21 protein-coding genes are annotated in these 21,838 nt (G+C 47.1%); all 21 read right to left on the bottom strand.

The window, feature by feature from the left end:
• Nucleotides 1–933 precede the first annotated feature (933 nt).
• On the bottom strand, nt 934–3,012 hold the full coding sequence (locus IPL83_02110) for a hypothetical protein (protein ID MBK9037948.1): 2,079 nt from the start codon (nt 3,010–3,012) through the stop codon (nt 934–936).
• Between the two features lie 273 nt (nt 3,013–3,285).
• Entirely contained in the window at nt 3,286–3,456 is a 171-nt protein-coding gene (locus IPL83_02105) for a hypothetical protein (GenBank protein ID MBK9037947.1), read from the bottom strand.
• Nucleotides 3,441–4,193: a transposase gene (locus tag IPL83_02100; GenBank protein MBK9037946.1), complete on the bottom strand. Its 753-nt coding sequence runs from the start codon at nt 4,191–4,193 to the stop codon at nt 3,441–3,443. The genes IPL83_02105 and IPL83_02100 overlap by 16 nt, the downstream gene beginning before the upstream one ends.
• 169 nt (nt 4,194–4,362) lie before the next feature.
• A complete protein-coding gene (locus tag IPL83_02095) occupies nt 4,363–4,623 on the bottom strand; it encodes a hypothetical protein (protein ID MBK9037945.1) in 261 nt (86 codons plus the stop codon).
• A gap of 731 nt (nt 4,624–5,354) precedes the next feature.
• Nucleotides 5,355–6,011, bottom strand: a complete 657-nt coding sequence (locus IPL83_02090; protein MBK9037944.1) for a bifunctional phosphoribosyl-AMP cyclohydrolase/phosphoribosyl-ATP diphosphatase HisIE — start codon at nt 6,009–6,011, stop codon at nt 5,355–5,357.
• 23 nt (nt 6,012–6,034) lie between these two features.
• On the bottom strand, nt 6,035–6,802 hold the full coding sequence (gene hisF / locus IPL83_02085; GenBank protein ID MBK9037943.1) for an imidazole glycerol phosphate synthase subunit HisF: 768 nt from the start codon (nt 6,800–6,802) through the stop codon (nt 6,035–6,037).
• On the bottom strand, nt 6,784–7,509 hold the full coding sequence (hisA, locus tag IPL83_02080) for a 1-(5-phosphoribosyl)-5-[(5-phosphoribosylamino)methylideneamino]imidazole-4-carboxamide isomerase (protein ID MBK9037942.1): 726 nt from the start codon (nt 7,507–7,509) through the stop codon (nt 6,784–6,786). Before hisA ends, hisF begins: the two co-directional genes overlap by 19 nt.
• Nucleotides 7,506–8,102: an imidazole glycerol phosphate synthase subunit HisH gene (gene hisH, locus IPL83_02075; GenBank protein ID MBK9037941.1), complete on the bottom strand. Its 597-nt coding sequence runs from the start codon at nt 8,100–8,102 to the stop codon at nt 7,506–7,508. Before hisH ends, hisA begins: the two co-directional genes overlap by 4 nt.
• Nucleotides 8,099–9,157, bottom strand: coding sequence for a bifunctional histidinol-phosphatase/imidazoleglycerol-phosphate dehydratase HisB (hisB, locus tag IPL83_02070; GenBank protein MBK9037940.1), 1,059 nt, complete (start codon nt 9,155–9,157; stop codon nt 8,099–8,101). Before hisB ends, hisH begins: the two co-directional genes overlap by 4 nt.
• The gene (gene hisC / locus IPL83_02065; GenBank protein ID MBK9037939.1) at nt 9,154–10,212 is read right to left on the bottom strand and encodes a histidinol-phosphate transaminase; all 1,059 of its coding nucleotides are present in this window, start codon (nt 10,210–10,212) and stop codon (nt 9,154–9,156) included. Before hisC ends, hisB begins: the two co-directional genes overlap by 4 nt.
• On the bottom strand, nt 10,209–11,543 hold the full coding sequence (gene hisD, locus IPL83_02060) for a histidinol dehydrogenase (protein ID MBK9037938.1): 1,335 nt from the start codon (nt 11,541–11,543) through the stop codon (nt 10,209–10,211). Before hisD ends, hisC begins: the two co-directional genes overlap by 4 nt.
• 28 nt (nt 11,544–11,571) lie before the next feature.
• A complete protein-coding gene (locus IPL83_02055) occupies nt 11,572–12,441 on the bottom strand; it encodes an ATP phosphoribosyltransferase (protein MBK9037937.1) in 870 nt (289 codons plus the stop codon).
• A complete protein-coding gene (locus IPL83_02050) occupies nt 12,438–12,800 on the bottom strand; it encodes a helix-turn-helix domain-containing protein (protein ID MBK9037936.1) in 363 nt (120 codons plus the stop codon). Before IPL83_02050 ends, IPL83_02055 begins: the two co-directional genes overlap by 4 nt.
• A 198-nt stretch (nt 12,801–12,998) precedes the next feature.
• A complete protein-coding gene (locus tag IPL83_02045) occupies nt 12,999–13,805 on the bottom strand; it encodes a M48 family metallopeptidase (GenBank protein MBK9037935.1) in 807 nt (268 codons plus the stop codon).
• Nucleotides 13,806–13,875: 70 nt separating this feature from the next.
• Nucleotides 13,876–16,443: an AAA family ATPase gene (locus tag IPL83_02040; protein ID MBK9037934.1), complete on the bottom strand. Its 2,568-nt coding sequence runs from the start codon at nt 16,441–16,443 to the stop codon at nt 13,876–13,878.
• A 204-nt stretch (nt 16,444–16,647) separates the two neighbouring features.
• The gene (locus IPL83_02035; GenBank protein ID MBK9037933.1) at nt 16,648–17,442 is read right to left on the bottom strand and encodes a hypothetical protein; all 795 of its coding nucleotides are present in this window, start codon (nt 17,440–17,442) and stop codon (nt 16,648–16,650) included.
• A 1-nt stretch (nt 17,443) separates the two neighbouring features.
• Complete coding sequence (locus tag IPL83_02030) at nt 17,444–18,064, bottom strand: hypothetical protein (protein MBK9037932.1); 621 nt, start codon at nt 18,062–18,064, stop codon at nt 17,444–17,446.
• A 295-nt stretch (nt 18,065–18,359) separates the two neighbouring features.
• Nucleotides 18,360–18,788, bottom strand: coding sequence for an acyl-CoA thioesterase (locus IPL83_02025; protein ID MBK9037931.1), 429 nt, complete (start codon nt 18,786–18,788; stop codon nt 18,360–18,362).
• Between the two features lie 82 nt (nt 18,789–18,870).
• Nucleotides 18,871–19,263: a helix-turn-helix transcriptional regulator gene (locus IPL83_02020; GenBank protein ID MBK9037930.1), complete on the bottom strand. Its 393-nt coding sequence runs from the start codon at nt 19,261–19,263 to the stop codon at nt 18,871–18,873.
• Nucleotides 19,264–19,534: 271 nt separating this feature from the next.
• The gene (locus tag IPL83_02015) at nt 19,535–19,813 is read right to left on the bottom strand and encodes a hypothetical protein (protein MBK9037929.1); all 279 of its coding nucleotides are present in this window, start codon (nt 19,811–19,813) and stop codon (nt 19,535–19,537) included.
• An 8-nt stretch (nt 19,814–19,821) separates the two neighbouring features.
• A complete protein-coding gene (locus IPL83_02010) occupies nt 19,822–21,816 on the bottom strand; it encodes an HD domain-containing protein (protein MBK9037928.1) in 1,995 nt (664 codons plus the stop codon).
• Nucleotides 21,817–21,838 lie beyond the last annotated feature (22 nt).

Raw genomic sequence — 21,838 nt, 5'->3', positions numbered from 1 at the left:
AGTATACTTGGTCCCCATCTCTCATTCTACTTTTTTCTTTGAGCGTACTGTTTAATAGTGGACGCAGGATGTTCTGCTAGCCTTGGACAATGGATTACGGAAGTTTTTAGTTGCGTGGACATGACTCTCTCGGTCGAGACAGTTCACAACTTAGTGCATCAGTTCTTTGATTGCCACCTCCGATTTCTGATTTTGTAAATTTTGACTTTTGGAACATTCGTCGTCAAGCTGATTCTGGATGCCACTATCGGACTCCAGATTCGGACGAGCCTCGGCGAGGGGGGCGCCATCGACCGAGTTAGAATCAAGAACATATTTTTTGTATAGGTCATATCCGTCATCCCAGGTTTGTTTGGGAACTCTGCCTAGGCAGCAATTGCCGCTATTGGTTCGACTGGTATTGTATTCCTCCCGACTGACACCAAGATTTCGGCATGTCTCAGAAATATTTCCGATCTTCTCTGCAAGTTACACTACGTTAACTTTCCGATTAATAATATACTGACTCTGAGTCATAGGGCTCTCCTTTGTCAGATGGATATGGAGTGGGCCTCGGGTTGATCACAGACGGGACCAGCGTCCAAGGCTCCAAACTTTTTGATGCGAATCTGAGCAAGCTCATTCTAGACAAACCCTCCGGCACCCATCATCTTCTGGCCGACAAGGCATACGACTCTGATTTAAATCGACACATTTCTTGGGCTTAGGGGGCTATCAGCCGACCATCCGATCGAAAGGCGAATGAATGGATACAAAGCAAAGATATCCAGGAAAACGAAACCTTCGCTGGGTCGTAGAAATCCCTTTCTGGTGGCTCAACAAATTCCGCCATCTCTAAGTTCGTTGGGGAAAAGGTGGAAAATTATGAGGACTGTCTGCACATAGCTTGTTCTATCATAGCTTTCAGAGCAATTGGAGTTTTAGAATAGACTCTTAGTTGTTTCCGTGAGCAGGCCTTATGGTGCTCCGAAGCCGCTCAGGAACGTAACTCTCAAAGCCAGATGGTACAGACAGGAAATTATCAATCTCGTCCGGCCAGTCGATATTCGTCCCATCCTTCAAATTAGAAAGCTGTAAGTAGCTAACCGATTTAGGGAGTCGGAGACCGCTTCCATTTTCAACTCCAAATAATGAAAGGCCCGCCATTCTGTTCGGTAACACAAGTTCTTCAAGTGGCCCGGTTAGATTGTAGATTGCGAACGCACCCTGAAAGCCATTGGGTATAACTAACCCATTCGCAGATTCAAGGTTTATAAACGTAAGAATCCCGGCAAAGTGGGGAGAGATCCTAATACCTCTTGCACTTTTAAGTTTCCCAAATGAGATATGCGACGTATAATTCAACGCGGGAATCGTAAGACCCTCGACAGACTCAGCTTCTCCAATAATTAGAGTGCCCTCAAAATCAGCAGGAATCTCGAGATTCTTTACATCTGCTGCTTCAAGTTGAATGCTACCTTTGAAAGCAGACGGAATCCGAACTCGCGTCGACGTTGAGCCTCCAGCCTGAAGCTCCCTCGTGATTCCACCTTCAAGGAGCGAAATCGATATGTCTGTATTTAACCTAGGGAGCACGACTTTGCCCTTCACCTTCAGCGGAAACGTAACGTTATGTATGGTCTTAAGGTTGCGCGCCTCAAATGAACCCGTAATCAATTCAGGCAGTACCACATCCCCAAGCGCCACATCGCTGAGTTTTAAGTCTCCAACGTGAATTTTCATTCCTCCGCGTAAAGCTTCGTCGGCGTTGGTCGAAATCAAGGCGCCTGAAATCCCAAATATCTTGATCAAGTCTTTTACTTTATCCCGGCCATTAATTAGTTCACTTATACGCGGATCTTCCGAATTGCCAAACCCTTCAATATGGCCAAATCCTTCAATCTGACTATCAACCTGATAAAGAAACCGCAAGTCTTCCATGGTCATTGGTCTTTGAGCGCGATTTTCATAGAGGTTTGTGAGGCGCTTCATATCTGCAAGTCGTTTTTTGTAGCGATCAGCCTCTTCGCCAAATTCGTTTAATTTATCGTGCAGAATGGGAGTAGCCGCAATTGCCGGGTCAATATTCTGGCCATTGGCCACGCCACGGACTTCAGCCACTTTTGATCCATGCATGCGGATGGCAATTCTAGGAATATTAGTGTTTCCATTTTCGTCCTCACTCATAAAAATGTGAAAGTCGCCTTGCTCGAGCTGCAGCTTTGCCGTCGTTTCACTAGCTGTGCACCAGCCGGTATTTCTACCATAAAGAGAGCCTGCAAGTTTCTTTGCATCAGAATTTCTCGGAAAGAGAACCCATTTACCCCGAATATTTGTCAGATTCGTCACCTTCCCATTGAGACTGAAAATAGCGCGCCCGTATAATGTTCCGAAGTTGGTCCCCTGAAAAAGTCGAACTAATCTTTGATCGCGTACGTTAAGCGGCTCTATCTTTTTGGCAATTTGATCGATTACAATTGCAAGACCCTCCCTATTTAGTTCGGCGAACGGTGCCACCTGGCCAATGCCGCGGTTACCAAACTTGCCAGAATTAGAATCGTAAGAACCAAGTTTTACCATACCGTTAAAGGCCCAATATTTAATCCACATGGGATATATATCAGTATCGGACGAAACGAAGTAGTCGATCCATTTGTTGATGGAATCGGTCTGATTTCTAATTAAGTGGCGTGCCAATTGCTCCTTGGCTTTCCGATCTAGCTCGATATGTCCATGGCCCTCTTCCAGAGCCAATCTTTGTTGAAATGCATAATAGCTGTCCGGGATCTCGCTAGCCTTGATGACATATTTTTTGTGGTAATAATTTTTCAGACGATCAACAACGAATTGATTGTCGCGACGTCTCAGATGAGTGCGCACGAGGACTTCCATCCAACGCTCGATCTGTGCAACGGGGTCAAATCTAAAACCACTTCGGGCGTCCATGTTTGATTGGGCTCTCACAGGTTGAGATGCAGCTAATTTAGGAAACTGCTTATTTAAGACAGCAGCACCACGAAGATCGGTGGTCAAAAACCACTTGCACTTTGAGGATGCGTAAGAATTTGAGCAAAAAAAAGCGCAGGCCAAAATTGCGAGGTGGTAGATATAGCGCATGTGAGGTCATTGTACAAAGCGGCAGAAATCCCTATGACTCCACAGCTCTGAAACCGTCCTTTCTGGAGCCTACTACAGCAATCCGAATGCCACCTTCAAATCCAATCAAATGGGTGATGGGTATTTTCTCTTAACACCAAGGCTCTAAAGAGGCATCTGTAAGTCCTATTTCCGGCGCCTCTCCGTTTATTAGAAGGGGGTATTTTGTGCCAACCTGCTATTTGGCCCCCAAAACCACCCTGTCGTATCGATATGGGTAGAGTTTAAGTAGCCGCATCTTTGGAGGATTTTATTGAGGTAGGAGGTTTCATTCGTATAGCCATAAGCTGATCTCCTTAAAACTTTTATTTTATTATTGATCCCTCCGACTTTGCCGAGGTAAGGCGGGAGGTAATATAGCTTTCAATCTCTTCTCGGTACTTTCTAATCAAAAGGGCCATCTTTTTAAACGGTTTGAGGTTGGATTCTCTCACTAGGCGATACCACAGTAGAAGTGATTTCCTAAACTCGATTACTTCCGTTTTATCAAGAATGGAGTGAAAGTGTTCGACCAAGATCATTCCATTTAGAATATTTTTATTTATCTCTTTGAGTTTATCCAACATGCGTAGGTCTTTCTTCGAGAGCATCTTTTCACGCTCTACGAGTACAAACCGCCTGTGAGGAGCAAGCATATCCACTTGAAACCCATCTTTGTTTTCCTTGGCCTTTCGGAACTCGCATTTTCTTACATCATCAAAGACATTATTTACATATTCAGCCAGGTGGAATCTATCAATGCAGATTCTAGCATTGGGGCACATTTTGCGAACGGCCTTGATAAATGGTTCGTGCATATCGAGGGAAAAATACTTTATCCTTGCAAGCTGCTCAGGAGATAGCTGATTTAAACAAGTGAGTAGGGATCTTTCCGATCGGCCAGGAGCGTTGGCTAAAACCTTTGACTGATCGTAACAGACAAGGTTGGTGACATACTTGATCTCAGGTCGGTCAAGGCTATTCTCCTTCGGCATCGTTCGGAAGTGAACCTCATCTCCACTCATTTTTTCTAGATCTATATTTTCTGGGAATTTCATGAGTGGTTTTAGCTTAGCCATTCGATTCTGATCCAGTGACCAAAGTGTTTTTGACGATGCATTTAAAAATCTGGCTACAGCTTCGCAGGGCATTTCCTCCATAAGTCGACCCGCAAACTCACAAAATGAATAAGTTAGAGTGTCAAAATCTGGATATAGAAAGGAAATATGAGCCGACCTAATCTTATCGTCACACCCTAAACAATACCCTCTCAGTTGAAAGAGAATCACCTCCACATACAAAAAGGCCCCAAACGGCGGGGGCACGCAAAGATCGCTCTTTCCACTCATGTACATAGCCTATCTGATTGCCACATTGATGGCAGAGGCAGAATGCTCGATCTTGTCTCGCGAATACTCTTAAACTCAACTTTGACCGGTCAAATTCAAATTTTTCGATAGTCACATCTTGTAAACCAAGAGCCGTCGTGATGAGATGAGAGAAGTCCATCCCTGTACCTCCGCGAGTTTTTTTCTGCAAATTAAAGCTTATGCGAAAGGTCTTGTTTGATGGACTTTTTTATTTCAGCGACAAGGCTCGACTTAGGTATTAACAAAATGAGTCACCTTCTATAATTCGGAGACCCGAGGACATCTCCGATTTTTAAACTTTCTGGCGCATTTCCTCAAATTGAATGTAACCGAAGACATGGCCAAATTTGTGCGAAGGAGAGTATTTTTGGTGCGATAAATGTGAGTCATCCAGGAAGATGGTTTGTGAACACCCAAAAAGGAAAAGCTCGCTGAATCACAAATGAGCACCCTCTGAGTAATAGGTTTTACGCAATAAAACTAATGCCCTGAAGGAGACTCAGTCATGACCATCGAGCACCGACGACCGTATCTCAACCAGATCCGCCTGCGCTAACAAAATGGCACCAAAAAAGATAAAGGTAAGATATTGGACGAGTTTTGTCCTGTGTGTGGTTCCACGAGAAAATATGCTATCAGGATCTGTCGTGGGAAAATTCAACCCAGACTTAAAAAACCAGGCCGTCGAGCCAAGTACACGGGAGGACGTTCTCTGTTTTATCTAACAGAGTTCTGGGAGCTAATGGGGCGCTTGAATTCGAAGTCCATGAAGGTGGCTATCCCTGTTTGGCTCCCTTTCTGTAAAGACATACCAGCAGAGTTTAATACGTTGGTAAACTTTGGTATTCAAAGGCAGCCCATTTGTTCATGCTACTTTTTTCTTTGAGCTAAGACTTCCAGCACATCCTTCCAACTCATCCCGCGAGCCAAAAGCAACACCAACAAATGATAAATTAAGTCCGCGGTTTCGTTGGCCAAGTCTCCCTTGTCTCCCGACACTGCAGCAATAACTGTCTCGATCCCCTCTTCTCCCACTTTTTGGGCAACACGGCGAATCCCCGATTCAAGCAGTTTGGCCGTATAGGACTGACCTGTCGAATCCTGTCGACGAATTTCTAAATGAGCCTCTAGTTCCTCAAGAAATCCCCAAGCACCTGAAGCACCATTGCCAAAGCAACTCACCTGACCTGTATGGCAAGTCGGCCCATCGGGTTTAGCCAAAATCAAAATCGTGTCGCTGTCACAGTCAATTGCCCAGCGGACCAACTGGAGCGTGTTACCGGAAGTTTCGCCCTTTTCCCAAATCGTGTTGCGACTACGACTAAAAAAAGTAACCCTGCTAGTGGCTAAGGTTCTCTCCATTGATTCTTGATTTACATAACCCAACATCAATACTCGGCCAGAGAAATAATCTTGAACAATCGCTGGAATCAAACCTCCGCCCTTTTTCCAATCCAAGTCAGAAATTTTTGGTGGTTCCTGGATCTTATTTGATATTGGCAAGCACTTATCTTCAAGCTTATTCATCTCGCACTCCTATTTTACTGGCATTATTGGCGAATTCTAATTCCGCGCTCTCTGCAGTACTTTTTCACTTCGCCGATCGAAAACAACTTTTTGTGAAAGACACTTGCCGCGAGGGCCCCATCAACTTGAGTGAGTCGAAAAACCTCCTCAAAGTGAGCCAGCGTGCCCGCTCCGCCCGAAGCCACCAAGGGCACATCACACAAGGCACGTGCAATCAGTAACTGCTCTAAATCATATCCCGTGCGCACTCCATCTTGATCCATGCAATTCAGGACAATTTCACCCGCACCAAGCCTTTGCACTTCGACAATCCAATCCAGAGTCTTCCAATTGGTACTCTGTTGCGTCGAAGTTCGACCCGTGTGAGAGCGAACCAAATATTCATCCTGAACTTTCATGCTGTCGATGCCAACGACAACGCATTGCCGACCAAATTGTTCAGCCAATTCGGTAATCAATTGCGGGCGAAGCAGGGCGGGCGTGTTAACCGACACTTTGTCTGCACCTGAGAACAGAACTCTTTTTGCAGCATCAACGGAGCTAATGCCTCCAGCCACGCAAAATGGAATATTAATTCTTCGAGCGATTCGCTCCACCCATCCTTGAGAGATATCTCTTCCGTCTGCGCTCGCTGTGATATCATAAAAAACCAATTCATCTGCGCCCTCATCAGAATAGAAAGCAGCTAAGTCCTCGATCTCTCCGACCACTTCATGATCACGAAATCTCAATCCCTTAACAACCTTTCCATCTGCTACGTCCAGACAAGGGATTACTCTCCTTGCAAGCATTCCAAGGCCTCCTTCAGACTAAATCGCTCCTCATAGAAGGCTTTGCCAACAATCACGCCCTCACATCCTGTTTTTTGCAATTCTCTCAGATCATCAAGGCTGTTGACTCCGCCTGAGGCAATAATCTCCACCTCACCTAAACTTCTTCGCAACCTCGAGTAAAGTTCGACGCTCGGCCCGCTCAATTTACCGTCTCTGCTGATATCGGTACACAGAATCGACTTCGCTTTTGGATAATCCGACACGATGGACTCGGGAGTCATTTTGCTCACGACCGTCCACGCATGAGTCGCCACAAAGTAATCTCCCCGGGAAGCCTGGACATCGAGGGCTAGAACGCAACCACCAAAAAGAGAAAGTATTTCCTGAGTCACCCTTGGGTTTGTGACGGCCAAACTTCCGATGACCAAGCGCTTGGCTCCTGCCGCTATCAGGTCCTTGGCATCTTGCAAGGATCGAATCCCTCCTCCCACCTGAACCAAAAGTTCAGTTTGTTTACAGATTCTTTCAATCAAACCAATTTGCGAGTTCATCGGATTTTTGGCTCGACTCAAATCGACAACGTGAATCTGCTTAGCCCCCTCCGCCTCAAACTTTTTTGCAACAACCACGGGATCACTGTCATATATCTTGCACTGACTATAATCTCCCTGAGTCAGACGCACGCATTTTCCCTCTAATAGATCAATCGCTGGCCAAATCTTCATTTTTTCACCTCAAGAAAATTTTTTAATAATCTTTGACCCGCCTCAGCCGATTTTTCGGGATGAAACTGGACTCCGTACCAATTCTCCTTCTTTACCACCGCTGAAAACTCACAACTGTACTGGCTGGAGGCCAAGGTGCAGCCACCCTCAGCCGCGGGGGCTTTGTAGGAGTGAGTGTAATAGAACCAGGCCTCGTCGAGCCCTTCCAAAAGAGAATCTCCGCGCAAAACTCTAATTTGATTCCATCCCATGTGTGGAACGGGAAATCCCTTCTGTGGAATAAACCTATCAACTGTTCCGGGCATGAGGCCCAAACCGAAACAGGGTCCTTCCTCTAGGCTTTCAAATAAAATTTGCATACCAATGCATATTCCGAGAATTGGTACCTTCAATTCACATAAAAGGGGAATAATTCCTGATTGATCCAATTTTTCACGACACTTAAGAGCTGATCCAACACCAGGCAAAACAAGACGGTCTGCCCGTCTCAAAATTTCGGGATCACAAGTCAACTTCGCCTCTTCCCCGAGCCCTTCCAAAGCCGTCACAATCGATCGAATGTTAGCTCCACCAGAATCGACAACAGCAATCATACAAGCAGACCTTTAGTTGATGGTATTTGATCTCCACCTTGGACAATAGCAGCCTTAAGTGCTCGTGCAAAACCCTTGAAGGAAGCCTCAACCATATGGTGTGTGTTTTCTCCATTAACTTTGATGTTCAAGGTGGCGCGCAAACTGTCTGCGAGAGAGCGAAAAAAATGAGGCACCATCTCGATGGACAGATCTCCGACTTTTTCTCTCGAAAATTGTCCTGAAAAAACCAAGAAGGGGCGCCCGCCAAGGTCGATAGCCACTTCTGCCAAACTCTCATCCATCGGGAGCAAACAACCATACCTTTCGATTCCGCGACGATCTCCAAGAGCTAAGCTCAGGGCTTGCCCCAGAGCCAACCCCACGTCTTCAACTGTGTGATGATCATCCACTTTTAGATCTCCCTCGCATTGAATTTTCAGACTGACTCCCGAATGCTTCGCAATTTGCTCAAGCATATGATCAAAGAAATGAATTCCTGTTTGAATATTCGCTTGACCTTGTCCATCCAGAAAAACTTCGGCAAAAATATTTGTCTCTTTGGTTTCTCGACGATAGGTTCCCGTGCGAACTCGAAATAAAACATCACGGACCAGATTCTTCCAACCGTATTGATCCGTTAATTGAATTCCCCTGATTCCCATATTCTCAGCCAATTCAATATCTGTGTGGCGATCACCTATCACAAGACTGTTCGATCGATCGATAATTTTCAAATAGTCCTTGATTAAACCAACACCAGGTTTTCGACACTTGCAAGCATCGCTCGGAAGATGAGGACAAATTCTTACGTCCGAAAACCTGACCCCCTGAGATAAAAATATTTTTGTTATGAAATTCTGACAAAGATCAAAATCAGCTTGCGGAAAGCTGCCAGTTCCCAAGCCATCTTGATTGCTCACCATAACGAGTTCAAAGCCAGCGGCATTCAATTTTTGCAAAGCCCAAATCACATCGTCCATCAATTCAATTTTATCGAGACGATCTACCTGCTGATCAGCGGGCTCCTTAATCAAGGTGCCGTCCCGATCAATAAATGCGATACGACGATTCATAAGGACCCCTTCGCGCGATGATTCCATTTTTCTTGCAATTTCGGAAGGGCACGTAAAACTTCTTGGTTCTCTTCTTTCGTCCCCAAGCCTATCCTCAGAGAATTTGGCCAAAGATGAGATCGATTGCGAACTCGAATACCCTCTGCGAGCAGTTCGTTGTAGACCCAAGTCGCATCCTGAACCGTCACAAATAAAAAATTCGCATCTGAAGGCCAAACCCTTTCAACAAAAGAAATCTCCCTCAGTGCAAGAGCCAAAGCATTTCTTGCCTCGAACAAGTCTGTCAAAGGTGGAGGTTTAATCTCCAAGTGACTCACGGCAAGACGCGAAACGACCTCGGCAATGGGATAGGGAGCCAAAACCTTTCTCATCTGTTCAAGGATGTCTGGATGAGCGATTGCCACTCCACATCTTAAACCGGCCCCTCCCCAAAATTTAGAGAGTGTGCGCAAAACGACAAGTTGACGGAATTCACTCAAACGCTTAGTCCATGACTCCCGTCTTGAAAATTCGATATAGGCTTCATCAACAATGACAAGAGCTCGCTCTCCAACTCCTCTCAAGACTCGCTCGATCCGATCCGTCGACAAACAGGAGCCCGTGGGATTATTGGGAGAACAGAGAAAGACCAAACGCAGGTCATCACGATCCGCCGTTTCCAGAAGCCTTTCGCAGTTCAAATCGAATTGATCGTCAAGAGGGACTGAGAGAACTCTCGCCCCTTGAATTGTGGCCGCATGAGCAAATATTTCGAAGGTGGGAGGATGCACGATGATCGAAGATTGTCCTGGCTCACAAAATGTTCTCACGAGTACATCAACGGCCTCATCGCTCCCTCTTGTCACAAGGACTTCATCAAACTTCACATCGTAAAGCTCGGACAAACTTCTTTTGAGCTCCCGAGGCTGAGGCTCCGGATATCGACTCTGAAGGTTCCAGGGACTCTCGTTTGCATCCAACAAGATTTCACGGGAACATTCGAGGCTTCGTGCCGAAGAATAGGGCTTGAGATTTGCGATCACGGGCCTCACCAATCGCTGGACTAAATCTATCATTTGATTCTTCTCCCCTTTTCATAGTTATCATCAAGAGAATTCTCCAAGACCTTTCGCCGAACTCTCACGGCCTGAGCGTGGCAAGTTAAACTCTCGTGTGCGGCCATAGTCTCCACTGTCGCTGAAAGATTTAAGAGCCCTTCCGAGGTCAGCTCCTGAACGGTGATTCGACGCAAAAAAGACGAGAGGGAAACGCCTCCAGTATAGTGGGCCGCTCCTGAAGTTGGAAGAACATGATTGGTTCCGCTCGCATAATCTCCAACGGATTCAGGCGACCAGGGCCCAAGAAATACAGATCCAGCTGCCGTCACCTTTTCAAGAATATCACGTGGATTTCTTGCGTTTACGATCAGATGTTCAGGACCATATTGATTGCTGCAGTCTATCGCTGCATCCAAATTTTCACAAAAGATCGCTCGACTGCTGGCCAATGAACTCCGAACAAGATCCGCTCGCTCGAGATCCGGCACGATCTGTTCGAGCAAGCTCAGCACTTCACGAATTTTATCTTCACTTGTAGAAACCAATAGAACTTGAGAATCAGGCCCGTGCTCTGCTTGGCTCAGCAGATCCCAAACAACAAAATTGGCATCAGCTGTTTCATCGGCAAGAACTAAAACTTCCGACGGCCCTGCTGGCAGATCACATCCCACGGATGGGCACATTTGCGTCACCTGGCGTTTTGCTTCTGTCACCCAGGCATTGCCGGGTCCAAAGATTTTTTTCACAGGAAATAGCTTGTCTGCTCCAAAGGCCAAAGCCGCAATGGCCTGAGCCCCTCCCACCTTAATGATCTCCGTCACACCAGAGAGTTGACAGGCTGCGAGAATGTCCGGATTTATTTTTCCATCTCGTTGAGGAGGTGTAGCGACAACAATTTCAGTGCATCCCGCAATTCGCGCTGGAATTGCCAGCATCAAGACCGTTGAAAAAAGCGGAGCCGTACCTCCAGGAACATAAATTCCAACTCTCGAAATAGGTCGGGAAACCTGCTCGCAGACAACACCAGGCTCAACGATGACTTTGATATCTCTTGCCAACTGAGCGCGGTGAAAGGTTTCAATGTTTCCAGCCGCCTGAAGAAACGCAAGCTTCAGTGAGGAATCTATCGCATCGAAGGCGCTAGATATTTCGTCCTTTTCTACAAAAATGTCTGTCATTCGAACTTTGTCGAAGTCCTCCGTGTAGCGAAGAATCGCCTCTGTTCCCTGCTCCCTGACATCGGATAGAATTTTTCGAACGACCTCCTTGTCGACAAGCTTGTCAGAGGGTCGCAAGAAGAGAGACTCTCTTTCTTTTCGACTTAATTTTGACCACGAGTAGGTATTCATTTTTGCGTGCTCCAGGCTATTCAACCGATTATGAAAGTATTTTTTCGATGGGCATCACGAGAATAGAACTCGCGCCCGCAGCTTTGAGTCGTTCCATCGTTTCCCAAAAGACATTCTCGTCACAAACAGTATGAATGGCCACTCGGTCGGAGGAGCAGGCAAACGGCAGAACCGAGGGTTCTTCCATTCCCGGCAATATATCTCGAATCGCAGCGAGCGCCGATCGCGGCGCATTCATCATAATGTACTTATTGCAAGAAGCTCTCATCACTCCATTGATTCGTCGAAGGAGGCGATCCACAAGACTTTGTTTTTCTTCGCTCAAAGGCTTCGAAGATTGAACGATCACGCTCTCTGACTGATAAAGGCATTCAATCTCGACCAATCCATTTGTGCGAAGTGTAGAGCCGGTAGAAACCAAGTCACAGATTGCATCGGCAACCCCAAGAGTAGGTGCGATTTCGACCGAACCAGAAATTTCAATGATCTCGGACTCTATTTCACGGCCTCTGAGAAAGGATTTCAAAGACTCGGGATAAGAAGTTGCGATGCGCTTTCCTTGCAGGTCATTGACGCTTCTCAAACTTGAGGATTCAGGAACAGCGAGGGACAGTCGACACTTTCCAAATCCGAGTCGAAGAATGATCTCAACCATGGATTTATCCTGTCCATTGTGTTCGCGCAGAACATTTTCACCCACAACTCCCAGATCACAGATTCCTTTGCGGACATATTCAGGAATATCATCATCACGAACCAAAAGTATCTCGAGAGGAAAATTAGTCACCTGAAGCATCAGTCGATCTTTTGACCAATTGAAGGACATCCCGCAGTCTTCCAAAAGTTTCAAAGACTGTTCTGTCAAACGTCCCGATTTCTGAATAGCAATTCGTATCATGACTGTCCTCCTAAATCAGACCCATCAACTTGATCTTGCCTTTGCGCTGGAGATTGAGACTCCGGGCTCTCAACTTTAAATCGGGCGAGGGCCAATTGATATCCTCTTCCCGTTCGAATAAATCGCCCAACCCGAGTGATTGTGGCGGTACTAATTCCTGTGTTCTTTGAAATTTCACGATAAGAGTCCCCCCGAGCGATCATCACTGCCACTTCCCAGCGATCCGCCAGAGCCTGAATTTCGTTGGGAGTGCACAAATCAAGGAGAAAGCTGCGAACCTCTTCAGAACTCCTCAGCCCTGCAATGACCTTGCAAAGGTCTCTAAAATTTCTGTCTTTTAAGTCAAAATCTCGTTTCATCGGATTAGCGTAGTAGCACGTTAAAACATTTTTTGCAAGTTTTAAGAAGAAAGATATCGATTCTAATGCTGCGGCTGGCCCGCAGGCCGTCGGTGAATCTGTTGTATCCAAGACACAGGGGGAGCTGGCTGAACCAAATCTCAGGGGTACAGCCAGGGACCCCCTTGGAGGTTTGGAACAACAATTAACTAGGCCAATTTAAAGATGGCACTTCGGAGAACGTCCGCTCTTGCGAGCGGCCTCAAAAAGACTGAGGGCCGGGCCCATAAAAGACTCAAGATCGGCAATTCGACGACTGTTGGATGGATGTGTAGATAAAAACTCAGGGGTGCCCGAGCCTCCCGATTGCGACATATTATTCCATAGGTCAATACTTTCTCGGGGGTCAAAGCCGGCCTCAGCCATGAGATCAAGACCAATCCGGTCAGCCTCAGACTCCTGTGTTCGACCATGAGGGAGAATAACCCCGAATTGGGCCCCGAGACCCAAAGCAGCCATGACATTTTTCTTCGAACTTCTATCGCCCATCAAGGCATCAGCAACCATCAGACCCGATTGCGCCGCCAATGAAGTCGAGACTCTCTCAGCTCCATGTCGAGCTATCACATGGCCAATTTCGTGGCCTATGACTGCCGCCAGCTGCCCAGGTGTTTTCGCGACTGCGAACATGCCCGTTTGAACCCCAATCTTTCCTCCGGGTAGGGCAAAAGCATTTGCTTCTTTATTCTTAAACACAACCACCTCCCACTTGTCGGCGCTAACAGAACCGGAGACAAAGGGAGCCAATGATTCGACGATACACCTCACGTACCCGTTTGCCGAAGTGCTTCGGTCAATCGGTAATTTTTCCTTCATTTCGCCAAAAGCCTGTCCGCCCATGAGATTCATTTCTTGGTCACTGACGATGATGAGCTGTTTTCTCCCTGTTGGCGAAGTAGCACAGGAAAATGCAAATGACACCATTGCTGTAAATAAAAAAATAAGTATGGAATTTAAATTTGCCATGACAAAAACCCTCCAGGCAAAGCTCCACAAAGTGAGCGCAAGATATCACAAAAAACAAAAAATGGCTTTGCTAAGATAATATTTGCGATACCAACCCAGTCAATGCAGTTTGCCGTTTTCGATTGTCAATCTTGCTCACAGCCATTGCGAGAGCTTTTCGGCTCCCCACGAAGACCGCCAACTTTTTGGCCCTCGTCAAGCCTGTGTAAATCAAATTTCGAAAAAGCATATTAAAATGTTGACCGAGAACCGGAATAATAACCACTTGAAACTCTGAGCCCTGACTCTTATGAATTGTGATGGCATAAGCCAATGAAAGCTCATTCAAATCTTCTCTCTCAAAGATAACTTCCCTGCGACCATCTCCTCCACCAAAACTGACATGACAAGATAAGCCTTCCGTATCAATTTCAATGATTCGACCAATGTCGCCGTTGAAAACACCCAAATCATAATTATTTCGAGTTTGGATGACGCGATCGCCTGTTCTCAGCGTTCGTCCACCCATCTGGAGCTGACGCTTGTTGGGAGCTTCGGGATTGCTTGCCGCTTGCAAACAATGGTTCAAGTTCATGGTCCCGAGCGTACCTCTGACCTGAGGGGTCAGCACCTGAATTTCGACGTCCATTCCCCCCATCCACTCGCGAATGGATTTTGTGTAGAGTCTCACCACAGAATCGACCGCTGTCAGACCATAGTGGAGCGACGACCAAGGGTGAATTGATTTCAATATCGTCTTCAACTCGGCGGCTCCCGCTCCCGCATGAAGCAATTGATTCAAATCCACGTTTCGAAATTTCTCTGGGATCATCAACACCGGCTCTCGAACACTTTGTTCGGTTACATCTGACGGAAGAAGGAGTTCATCGATTTCAATTCCTTGAACCGCTTTTTGCAAGCGACCAACCCATTTCTCCCCGCTCCTCAGCAAATGAGCCTCGCCCTCACTCACCGTGCGCTCAAGCGCAGACTTCGCACGACTGAGAAATCTCAACTGTTCTTGAGTTGCCTCATCAGAATCCACAAAAAGACAGTCAATCCCCTGAGCGAAAGCCTGAGGCTCTGCCAGAGGAGAGAGAATTTTAGGCAGGACTCCACTGTTGATTTCGTGAGCAAAGCGAATGATCGATGAGGATTGAGCCTGACGAAAAACCTGGGTCAATCGAAAACGAGGGATCTCGGGACTCTTGAGCAAATCAGCCAATACATCTCCAGCTCCAACCGCCGGCAACTGATCTGGATCGCCAATAAAAAGGACTTGCGCTCCATTAGGGACAGCTTTAAACAGGCTTGCCGCAAGGCCAATGTCCAACATCGATGTTTCATCCACGATCAGAAAATCGACCTGCAACTGATCCGTTTCGTCCTTCTTGAAGCCGTTCTTTGCAGGTGCCCATTCTAACAAACGATGAATTGTCTTGGCTTCGATTCCAATCACTTCGCTCATTCTCTGGGCCGCTCTTCCCGTGGGCGCCGCCAGCAAAACCCTTCGCTTCATGGCAAGAAGCAGTTGAACCAAAACCCTGGTGCACGTGGTCTTTCCACATCCGGGACCACCCGTAAGAACCGAGAATGTATGGCCTGAGATTTCACACACCGCTCGCAACTGTTCCTCGCTCAGTTCAATGCCCTGCTGACCGCAGTACTTTGCAACCCACCCCTTGATTCTCACCAAATCAATTGCCACCTGATTTTTCATGAGATCCAAGAGGCGATCGGCCGTCGTCAACTCATCGTAATAGAGACTCTTTGAATAATAGCAATCCTGGAGCTCACCCCCTCGATAATTCATTCGACGAAGCTTGATTTGATTTGTATTTTTGAGAAGAAGCAAGATCTCCAGCAGATTTTTTCTTTCGATTTCTTCTCTCAAAAGCTCCAGTGTCCCGCCAACAATCTGTTCTTCAGTCAAAAAACAATGCCCCTCATCACGACTGGCCGACAAAACATGTTTGATTCCCGCCTCAATTCGAAGCTTGCCCGTTTTTTCAAATCCCATTGCCAAGGCAATCTTGTCTGCAGAAAAAAATCCAATCCCATAAATATCATGAGCCAGCCGGTACGGATTTTCAGAAACAATCTGGATCGATTTGTCTCCGTAAGTCTTATATATCTTTGTCGCAAACAGAGTGCTAATTCCATACCCCTGCAGAAAAATCATCACGTCACGAATGGCCTGATGCTCCGACCATGAGGTTCTGATTTGTGCAATTTTTTTGTCCGCAATACCCGGGACATGAAGAAGCTCATGAATGCTTTTTTCAAACACTTCCAAAGTTCTTTCTTTGAAATGTCCGACAATTCTCTTTGCCGTCGCAGGTCCCACGCCCCGAATAAGACCCGAGCCCAAATACTTCTCCAAAGCCGCTGCAGATGCTGGCTTTTTCTCTACGGCCCGCACCGCCTTAAACTGCTCTCCGTGCTGAGGATGATGACCATAGGTGCCCCAAAATTCCATCGTCGCACCGGCAAAGACTTTGGCCTGATGAATCAGAACTGTCACGAGGCGGCCTGGATCACGAAAGGAAGAGACCTTTAGCACTGTCCATCCGTTTTCCGGATTGTGAAAAGTTATTCTTTCAATGATTCCTGAAACTCTCTCTAAATTTTCATCAGATGTGGTCACGGAGTTGTTCATTCAAAAAGTCCTGGGCTGACTCCAAATCCAGTCGGAATTGGTTTCAAAATTGGTTTTATAAATGGACATTAAGAACAAGCGCATGTTCGGCTTACATTCGGCGAACTCATCGAATGAGTCAACATCAGAATCACTCAACAACAGGAAGAGGGCCCCGGACCCTCTCTCTCAAAATTTGCAATTATCTCTTCGAAACGCTTCGAACTACTTCGAGCCCGCGCATGCCGTGGAAGCACTATTTGTTCGACAGAAGCTCTTGCACCCACTCCCCTGCCTTTGAGTCGTCGTGCAATAGTCATTCATGATATCAAAGCAAGCTGGTGTAAAAACCTTCTCTTCAAGATCACAGTTATTATCAGGCAGTCCCTGATTCGTTCCGGCCGACGCAACTGTCGTTGTGGCTGCAACACCGGACGGCAATCGACCACCCGAACCAGAACCAGAACCAGAACCAGAACCGGATCCCGAACTTGACCCTGATCCAAAGGGATCTCCACTTCCTCCCGTACCTGGCGCTGCTGCTGTCGGGGAAGCTCCTAAACCCTGTCCGTAAGAACCTGAGCGCGGATTTGAACCCCACCCACCACTTCCAGATGAAGAGGAATTCGTGCCCGATCCAGCTGATCCTGATTGTGCCGAACCTGAACTTCCTCCGCCCCCTCCTGTCTGAGCCGTGAGGGCCATTCCACCAGATGAGCCAGAACCTAAGCTGGAACCGCCACCTCCAGTTGGAGCGGCAGCGAGTGCTGATGAGCCGCAAGGTCGGCCCGACGGAGTCACGCAGGGAGCAAGAGGCCCTTTTCCGCCATTCCATATCGAACTCGGCGTATCGACCGCCACATTATCGCCGCCGAAACCCCCGGTGCTTCCTCCCGTCCCGCCTCCAGTTGGGACGGCAGCGAGCGCTGATGAGCCGCAAGGTCGACCCGACGGAGTCACGCAGGGAGCAAGAGGCCCTTTTCCGCCATTCCATATCGAACTCGGCGTATCGACCGCCACATTATCTCCGCCGGAACCCCCGGTGCTTCCCCCCCAATGCACTCGCACCTGTGAGGGCGGTCGCTGCCGCCGTTTGCGTTGCGACCGACGAGGCCTGTGCGACCACGCTTGATGCCTGCGCCACCACGGCCATCAGGCAAGATTCAGCTTCCCGAAAAACTCCTTCGCAATACCTGATCGCCGTGGTGTGTCCCTGGAGGAAAACAGATTCGGTTGAGGGGTTGAGGGTCTTGAGTTCGGCCTGACAAGCCTCATAGCAAGTGTTGCGGAGTTTAGCGCAACTGCTTGCAGCCATTTGAGCCGCCTGCCCGAGCATGGCCCCATTAGCTGCCATATTCTTAGCAGCATCATTGATGGCCTGACCACCAAAGCCGCCTAGTAAGCCGCCTGAAGAACAACTGTCTGGGGTGAGACAACAATCCAGAGCCGCATAAAAAGGCTTTCCGCACACTGGCTTTACCTGGGGAGGCTGACTTGAAATGGCATCCCGCTGTGCGATTAATGAAGTGCAGGCTTCGCCACTCGCGAAGGCCACGCCTAAATCAAGACCAATCAGATTTCCAAACAAAATAACCAAAGAAAATAGACCAGCAAGAAATCGGATCATCATTCGGATCATCATTTTCGTTCCCCTTTAACAAATTCTCACTTTACTCCTCTCTTCTGATTGCAATAAAAGTGCTCAGAGTTGGTCCTTTAAAAGAAGCTGCAAAACTCCCTCAATTCAATAAGTTAACACCTTATCTCAATCTGAAATATTTGAAAAAATAATGCTGAAAGCGATCACTCTTGCCAGCAATCGACCAACACATAGACAATTCAACTGTCTCAAGATGATTCAGAAGAATTTCACTTCAGCAGTTCAACCACGCCAGGCAATTCAGACAATTCAATTGTGAGATTTATTTCTGTGAGATTTATTTCTTTGTTTGAAGTCTTAATTCCCGGCGTTTTTTTGCGGCCTCATAGCGGCGCTTCTCTTCGACACTCTGAGGAATGACCTGTGGCACAGGCATGGGTTTGCCATTATCATCAAGCGCGACAAACGTGAGATAGGCCGATGCAATCTGGAATTTTTCGTTCTTTACCAAGTGTTCAGCTTCAACTCGAACGCCCACTTCCATTGAAGTTCTGGAAACGTAATTAACGGATGAAACCAAAGTGACAATCCATCCCTTGTAGGCTGGAGCCATGAAATTCACAGCGTCAATACTGGCGGTGACAACCGGACGATTGCAATGCCGAAGGGCAGAAATAGCGGCGCAAATGTCGATCCAGGACATGATTACGCCGCCAAAGACACTATCAAGCGAATTTGTGTGGGAAGGGAGTATCATCTCCGTCATGACGACTGCCGAGTCACTCACAGGACGAGCTTCCACCACACAAACCCACTCTGTTAAACATTAACAATTCAAAAAACGCGAATCAATTACCACCGAAAGAGTCAGCACCAGGTCCGCGATTAATTCCTGTGGGAATAGACATGCTAGAGGCAACTGTCTGACTTCCCGCGGGTATTGTATCGGCGATCACATTCTGAGATCCGCCAACAATGCCAAGGCTATTACTCGCTTCTTGTGCTGCTTGACGCTCTTCTTTTTCCACGAACCCGAAGTGCGGTAAGCACCATACGATCAGCTGGGCGCGCGACTTGACGTTCATCTTTTTATAGATGTTAGTCAAATGGAACTTCACTGTTTTCTCTGTAACGAACAATTGGTTCGCAACTTCCTTGTTGGATAAGCCCCTCGTTACCAGCTCAGCTACTTCTGCCTCGCGGTTTGATAGACCTTTTTGAATCAGGACATCTCTGAGCATCCTTGCTCCCTCCCCCGAATTAGGTGTTTTAATTATTAAAAGATCCGCTTCCTAGATCATGCGATGGCCCCCATCTGACCACCTGTATTAAAGTCTGCCCAGAAATCCAATGATTCGCAAGTCCTTCTTTCCAATTTTTTTTTAAACTGGACTGATTTTTTTAGGTTCTGTTCTTAAAGATTATATAAGGGTTATCTTGGCTCAATTATTTGATTTTGTTCTAAGCTCTACCTAGATCAAAGGATAAGCTGCCTGTAAAGTAAGCACAATTTCAGGTCGTTTTTCTAGCTATATTCTCGACCCTCTTTGCAAGATCAGGCTCCAGTTTTACTCCGAAAACATCATCGACCTGACGCCCCCAAGTGAAGGCCTTTGCCCAGCGAATACTGCATCCCTCTTGCGCCAAGGCCTGAGCCGCGGTCAGCAAAAGGCCTGGGCTGTCTTTTCCGCGAAAACTGAGAACAGCCTCGTTTTCATCCTGATTGACAAGCTTCACTCGGTCAAACTTTGCCTCAGGCAGGCTCACCTTCTCCAGATCAATAAAAGACATCCATTTTTTTAACTGTGCCGGCGTCCGGGACGATTTGACCCGAAACCAATCATAAGCACCGAAATTCTCATAGGTCTGAACGACCGCCTGCAGAATCTGACAGCCGGAGGCAAATAGTATTTTGTCCATTCCAAAAAAAGACCCGGCCGATCTTCACGACTGTGAAAGCGAATCCAATATTCCTTTCCCTTTGCCTTCCATATAAACAATTCCAGATCACCACGACCAGAACCTTGCAACTTCCGAAAGTCTGCCAAAAGATATCGATCAGGAATTTGTTCCGGAAGAGAGGGATCTAACTTATCAATGAAATCATCGCTCAATCGAACTTTTGATTGATCAGCTCCCTCCAGAAGCTTGACGAATTTACCCGCTCGCGGAGAGGTCACAACAGAATAGAGATCCATCAGCAACCGTTCTTTCCAATTCGACCAAGCCTCGGGGTTGGTCGCCATGATGTCTACCGCTGTAAATAGCGTCAACCGCTTGAGCCGATTCCCTTCGATCCCAAGCCGATGCAATTTTTGCCAGGTCGATGAAGAGTGGGGATTCATTCGAAAGGCAGCAGTGGAGATATCCAGGTGTCTTTCGACCATCCAGGCCACTTCGACAGTCAACCTCAGAGGCAGCTTCATTGCGATGAAATCACGCTTGACGAGTTCAGCTCCTTTTTGCGAATGATCTCCGCCCAAGCCCTTGGCTAAGTCATGATAAAGAGCCGTCCACATCAAAATTTTCCAGTCGTCAGGGGTCATTTCCTTAACCAGGAGCTTCAGTTTTCCCACTCGACTGGGACGTCGATAAATTCTCTGAACCTCTCGTATGGCCTGCTGAAGGTGTGCGTCCACTGTAAACCGATGATATTGGTCATGCTGAACCAAGCCCCCCACTCTTTTCAAATCTGGAATACAACAATCCATGATTCTTGCTTTAAAAAGGGCCAGTAAATATTCCTCCGATTGATCGATCTGAAAATACTTCGTCAGCCATCTTCCGACCGAAGTCATATCTGGATTTTGTTGAACCAAATTTTCAATGACAGAACGCACCTTAGCCTGCACAAGCCTTGATGGATCAAACTGCAGAGCTGCAAAGCAATCACTCACCCTGTTGAGAGCAAGGTTCTCTACCTCTGCAATACATTTCTTAGAAGCTCTCGCTCTGTTGACCATCCAATCGGCGTAAAAACTCACTCGGCTGAGACCCACCTGAATATCTCGCATAAAGCTCTTCACCTCGGTATATCCGAACCAAAGGGCGAGCTCCTTCTGATCTCCAGCGCTGACGCTGTCTCCGCTTCCCATCAAATGAAGACGACGCCTGATTGTCAGAAAAAACTGACGATATTTTGCAAAAACTTCGAGTGAATGATGACTCACCTGATCTTGAAATTTCTGAATAAAAAGCTCGTGAACATAAAGGGCCTGTTGAAGATCTCTCAGCCCCCCAGGTCCGTATTTCAAATTTGGTTCAAGATAATTGGTAATAGAATCGTAGCGCCGATTGCGTTCCCTCCGCTCCTCCCCCATGGCCCTCATGAGAGTTCTTAAAAACCGGCTTCCTCGTTTCCGAATCATTGTCTTTTGATGCTCCAGAGCCTCTGCGACGCATTCGTTCAGAGCTCGACCGTGAAGCACCGCCAAAACATCAAATGGCTCTACTCCCACCGTCCAATCCTGAATATCCTCGGGCACTCGATATCGAAGCTTGACACCCTCAGAAGTCAATTTCGTCACAAAAGACAAAATCTTTGACTCATCCCCGACCAGCAGGACATCAATATCTGAACGAGGACTTAATTCTCCCCGTGCCCAAGATCCGAGAGCCACAGCTCCTACTTCTGCCCATTCTGGAATCTGACTTAATCTTGCGACAAGCTTTGTTTGCAACCACTCAGAGAATTCAATTCCCTGACCTCCCTCAGATGGGAGCCATTGACCGGAGGCCTGAAAGCCCCTCAGTCCTTCCGCGATCTCTGCTGCATTCAAAAATGATTTTGCCATTGAGGCATTCTAAAACGACATT

The organism is Bdellovibrionales bacterium (genome assembly GCA_016716765.1).
Classification (GTDB): Bacteria; Bdellovibrionota; Bdellovibrionia; order Bdellovibrionales; family UBA1609; genus JADJVA01.
Note: the sequence above shows the minus strand (reverse complement) of the source record. Positions and strands in the feature narration are given on the sequence as shown.

Coding starts and splice junctions, on each gene's coding strand:
- IPL83_02100 (MBK9037946.1), bottom strand. CDS start 4,193: ATGGCTAAGCTAAAACCACTCATGAAATTCCCAGAAAATATAGATCTA.
- IPL83_02095 (MBK9037945.1), bottom strand. CDS start 4,623: ATGGACTTCTCTCATCTCATCACGACGGCTCTTGGTTTACAAGATGTG.
- IPL83_02090 (MBK9037944.1), bottom strand. CDS start 6,011: ATGAATAAGCTTGAAGATAAGTGCTTGCCAATATCAAATAAGATCCAG.
- hisF (MBK9037943.1), bottom strand. CDS start 6,802: ATGCTTGCAAGGAGAGTAATCCCTTGTCTGGACGTAGCAGATGGAAAG.
- hisA (MBK9037942.1), bottom strand. CDS start 7,509: ATGAAGATTTGGCCAGCGATTGATCTATTAGAGGGAAAATGCGTGCGT.
- hisH (MBK9037941.1), bottom strand. CDS start 8,102: ATGATTGCTGTTGTCGATTCTGGTGGAGCTAACATTCGATCGATTGTG.
- hisB (MBK9037940.1), bottom strand. CDS start 9,157: ATGAATCGTCGTATCGCATTTATTGATCGGGACGGCACCTTGATTAAG.
- hisC (MBK9037939.1), bottom strand. CDS start 10,212: ATGATAGATTTAGTCCAGCGATTGGTGAGGCCCGTGATCGCAAATCTC.
- hisD (MBK9037938.1), bottom strand. CDS start 11,543: ATGAATACCTACTCGTGGTCAAAATTAAGTCGAAAAGAAAGAGAGTCT.
- IPL83_02055 (MBK9037937.1), bottom strand. CDS start 12,441: ATGATACGAATTGCTATTCAGAAATCGGGACGTTTGACAGAACAGTCT.
- IPL83_02050 (MBK9037936.1), bottom strand. CDS start 12,800: ATGAAACGAGATTTTGACTTAAAAGACAGAAATTTTAGAGACCTTTGC.
- IPL83_02045 (MBK9037935.1), bottom strand. CDS start 13,805: ATGGCAAATTTAAATTCCATACTTATTTTTTTATTTACAGCAATGGTG.
- IPL83_02040 (MBK9037934.1), bottom strand. CDS start 16,443: ATGAACAACTCCGTGACCACATCTGATGAAAATTTAGAGAGAGTTTCA.
- IPL83_02030 (MBK9037932.1), bottom strand. CDS start 18,064: ATGATGATCCGAATGATGATCCGATTTCTTGCTGGTCTATTTTCTTTG.
- IPL83_02025 (MBK9037931.1), bottom strand. CDS start 18,788: ATGACGGAGATGATACTCCCTTCCCACACAAATTCGCTTGATAGTGTC.
- IPL83_02020 (MBK9037930.1), bottom strand. CDS start 19,263: ATGCTCAGAGATGTCCTGATTCAAAAAGGTCTATCAAACCGCGAGGCA.
- IPL83_02015 (MBK9037929.1), bottom strand. CDS start 19,813: ATGTCTTTTATTGATCTGGAGAAGGTGAGCCTGCCTGAGGCAAAGTTT.
- IPL83_02010 (MBK9037928.1), bottom strand. CDS start 21,816: ATGGCAAAATCATTTTTGAATGCAGCAGAGATCGCGGAAGGACTGAGG.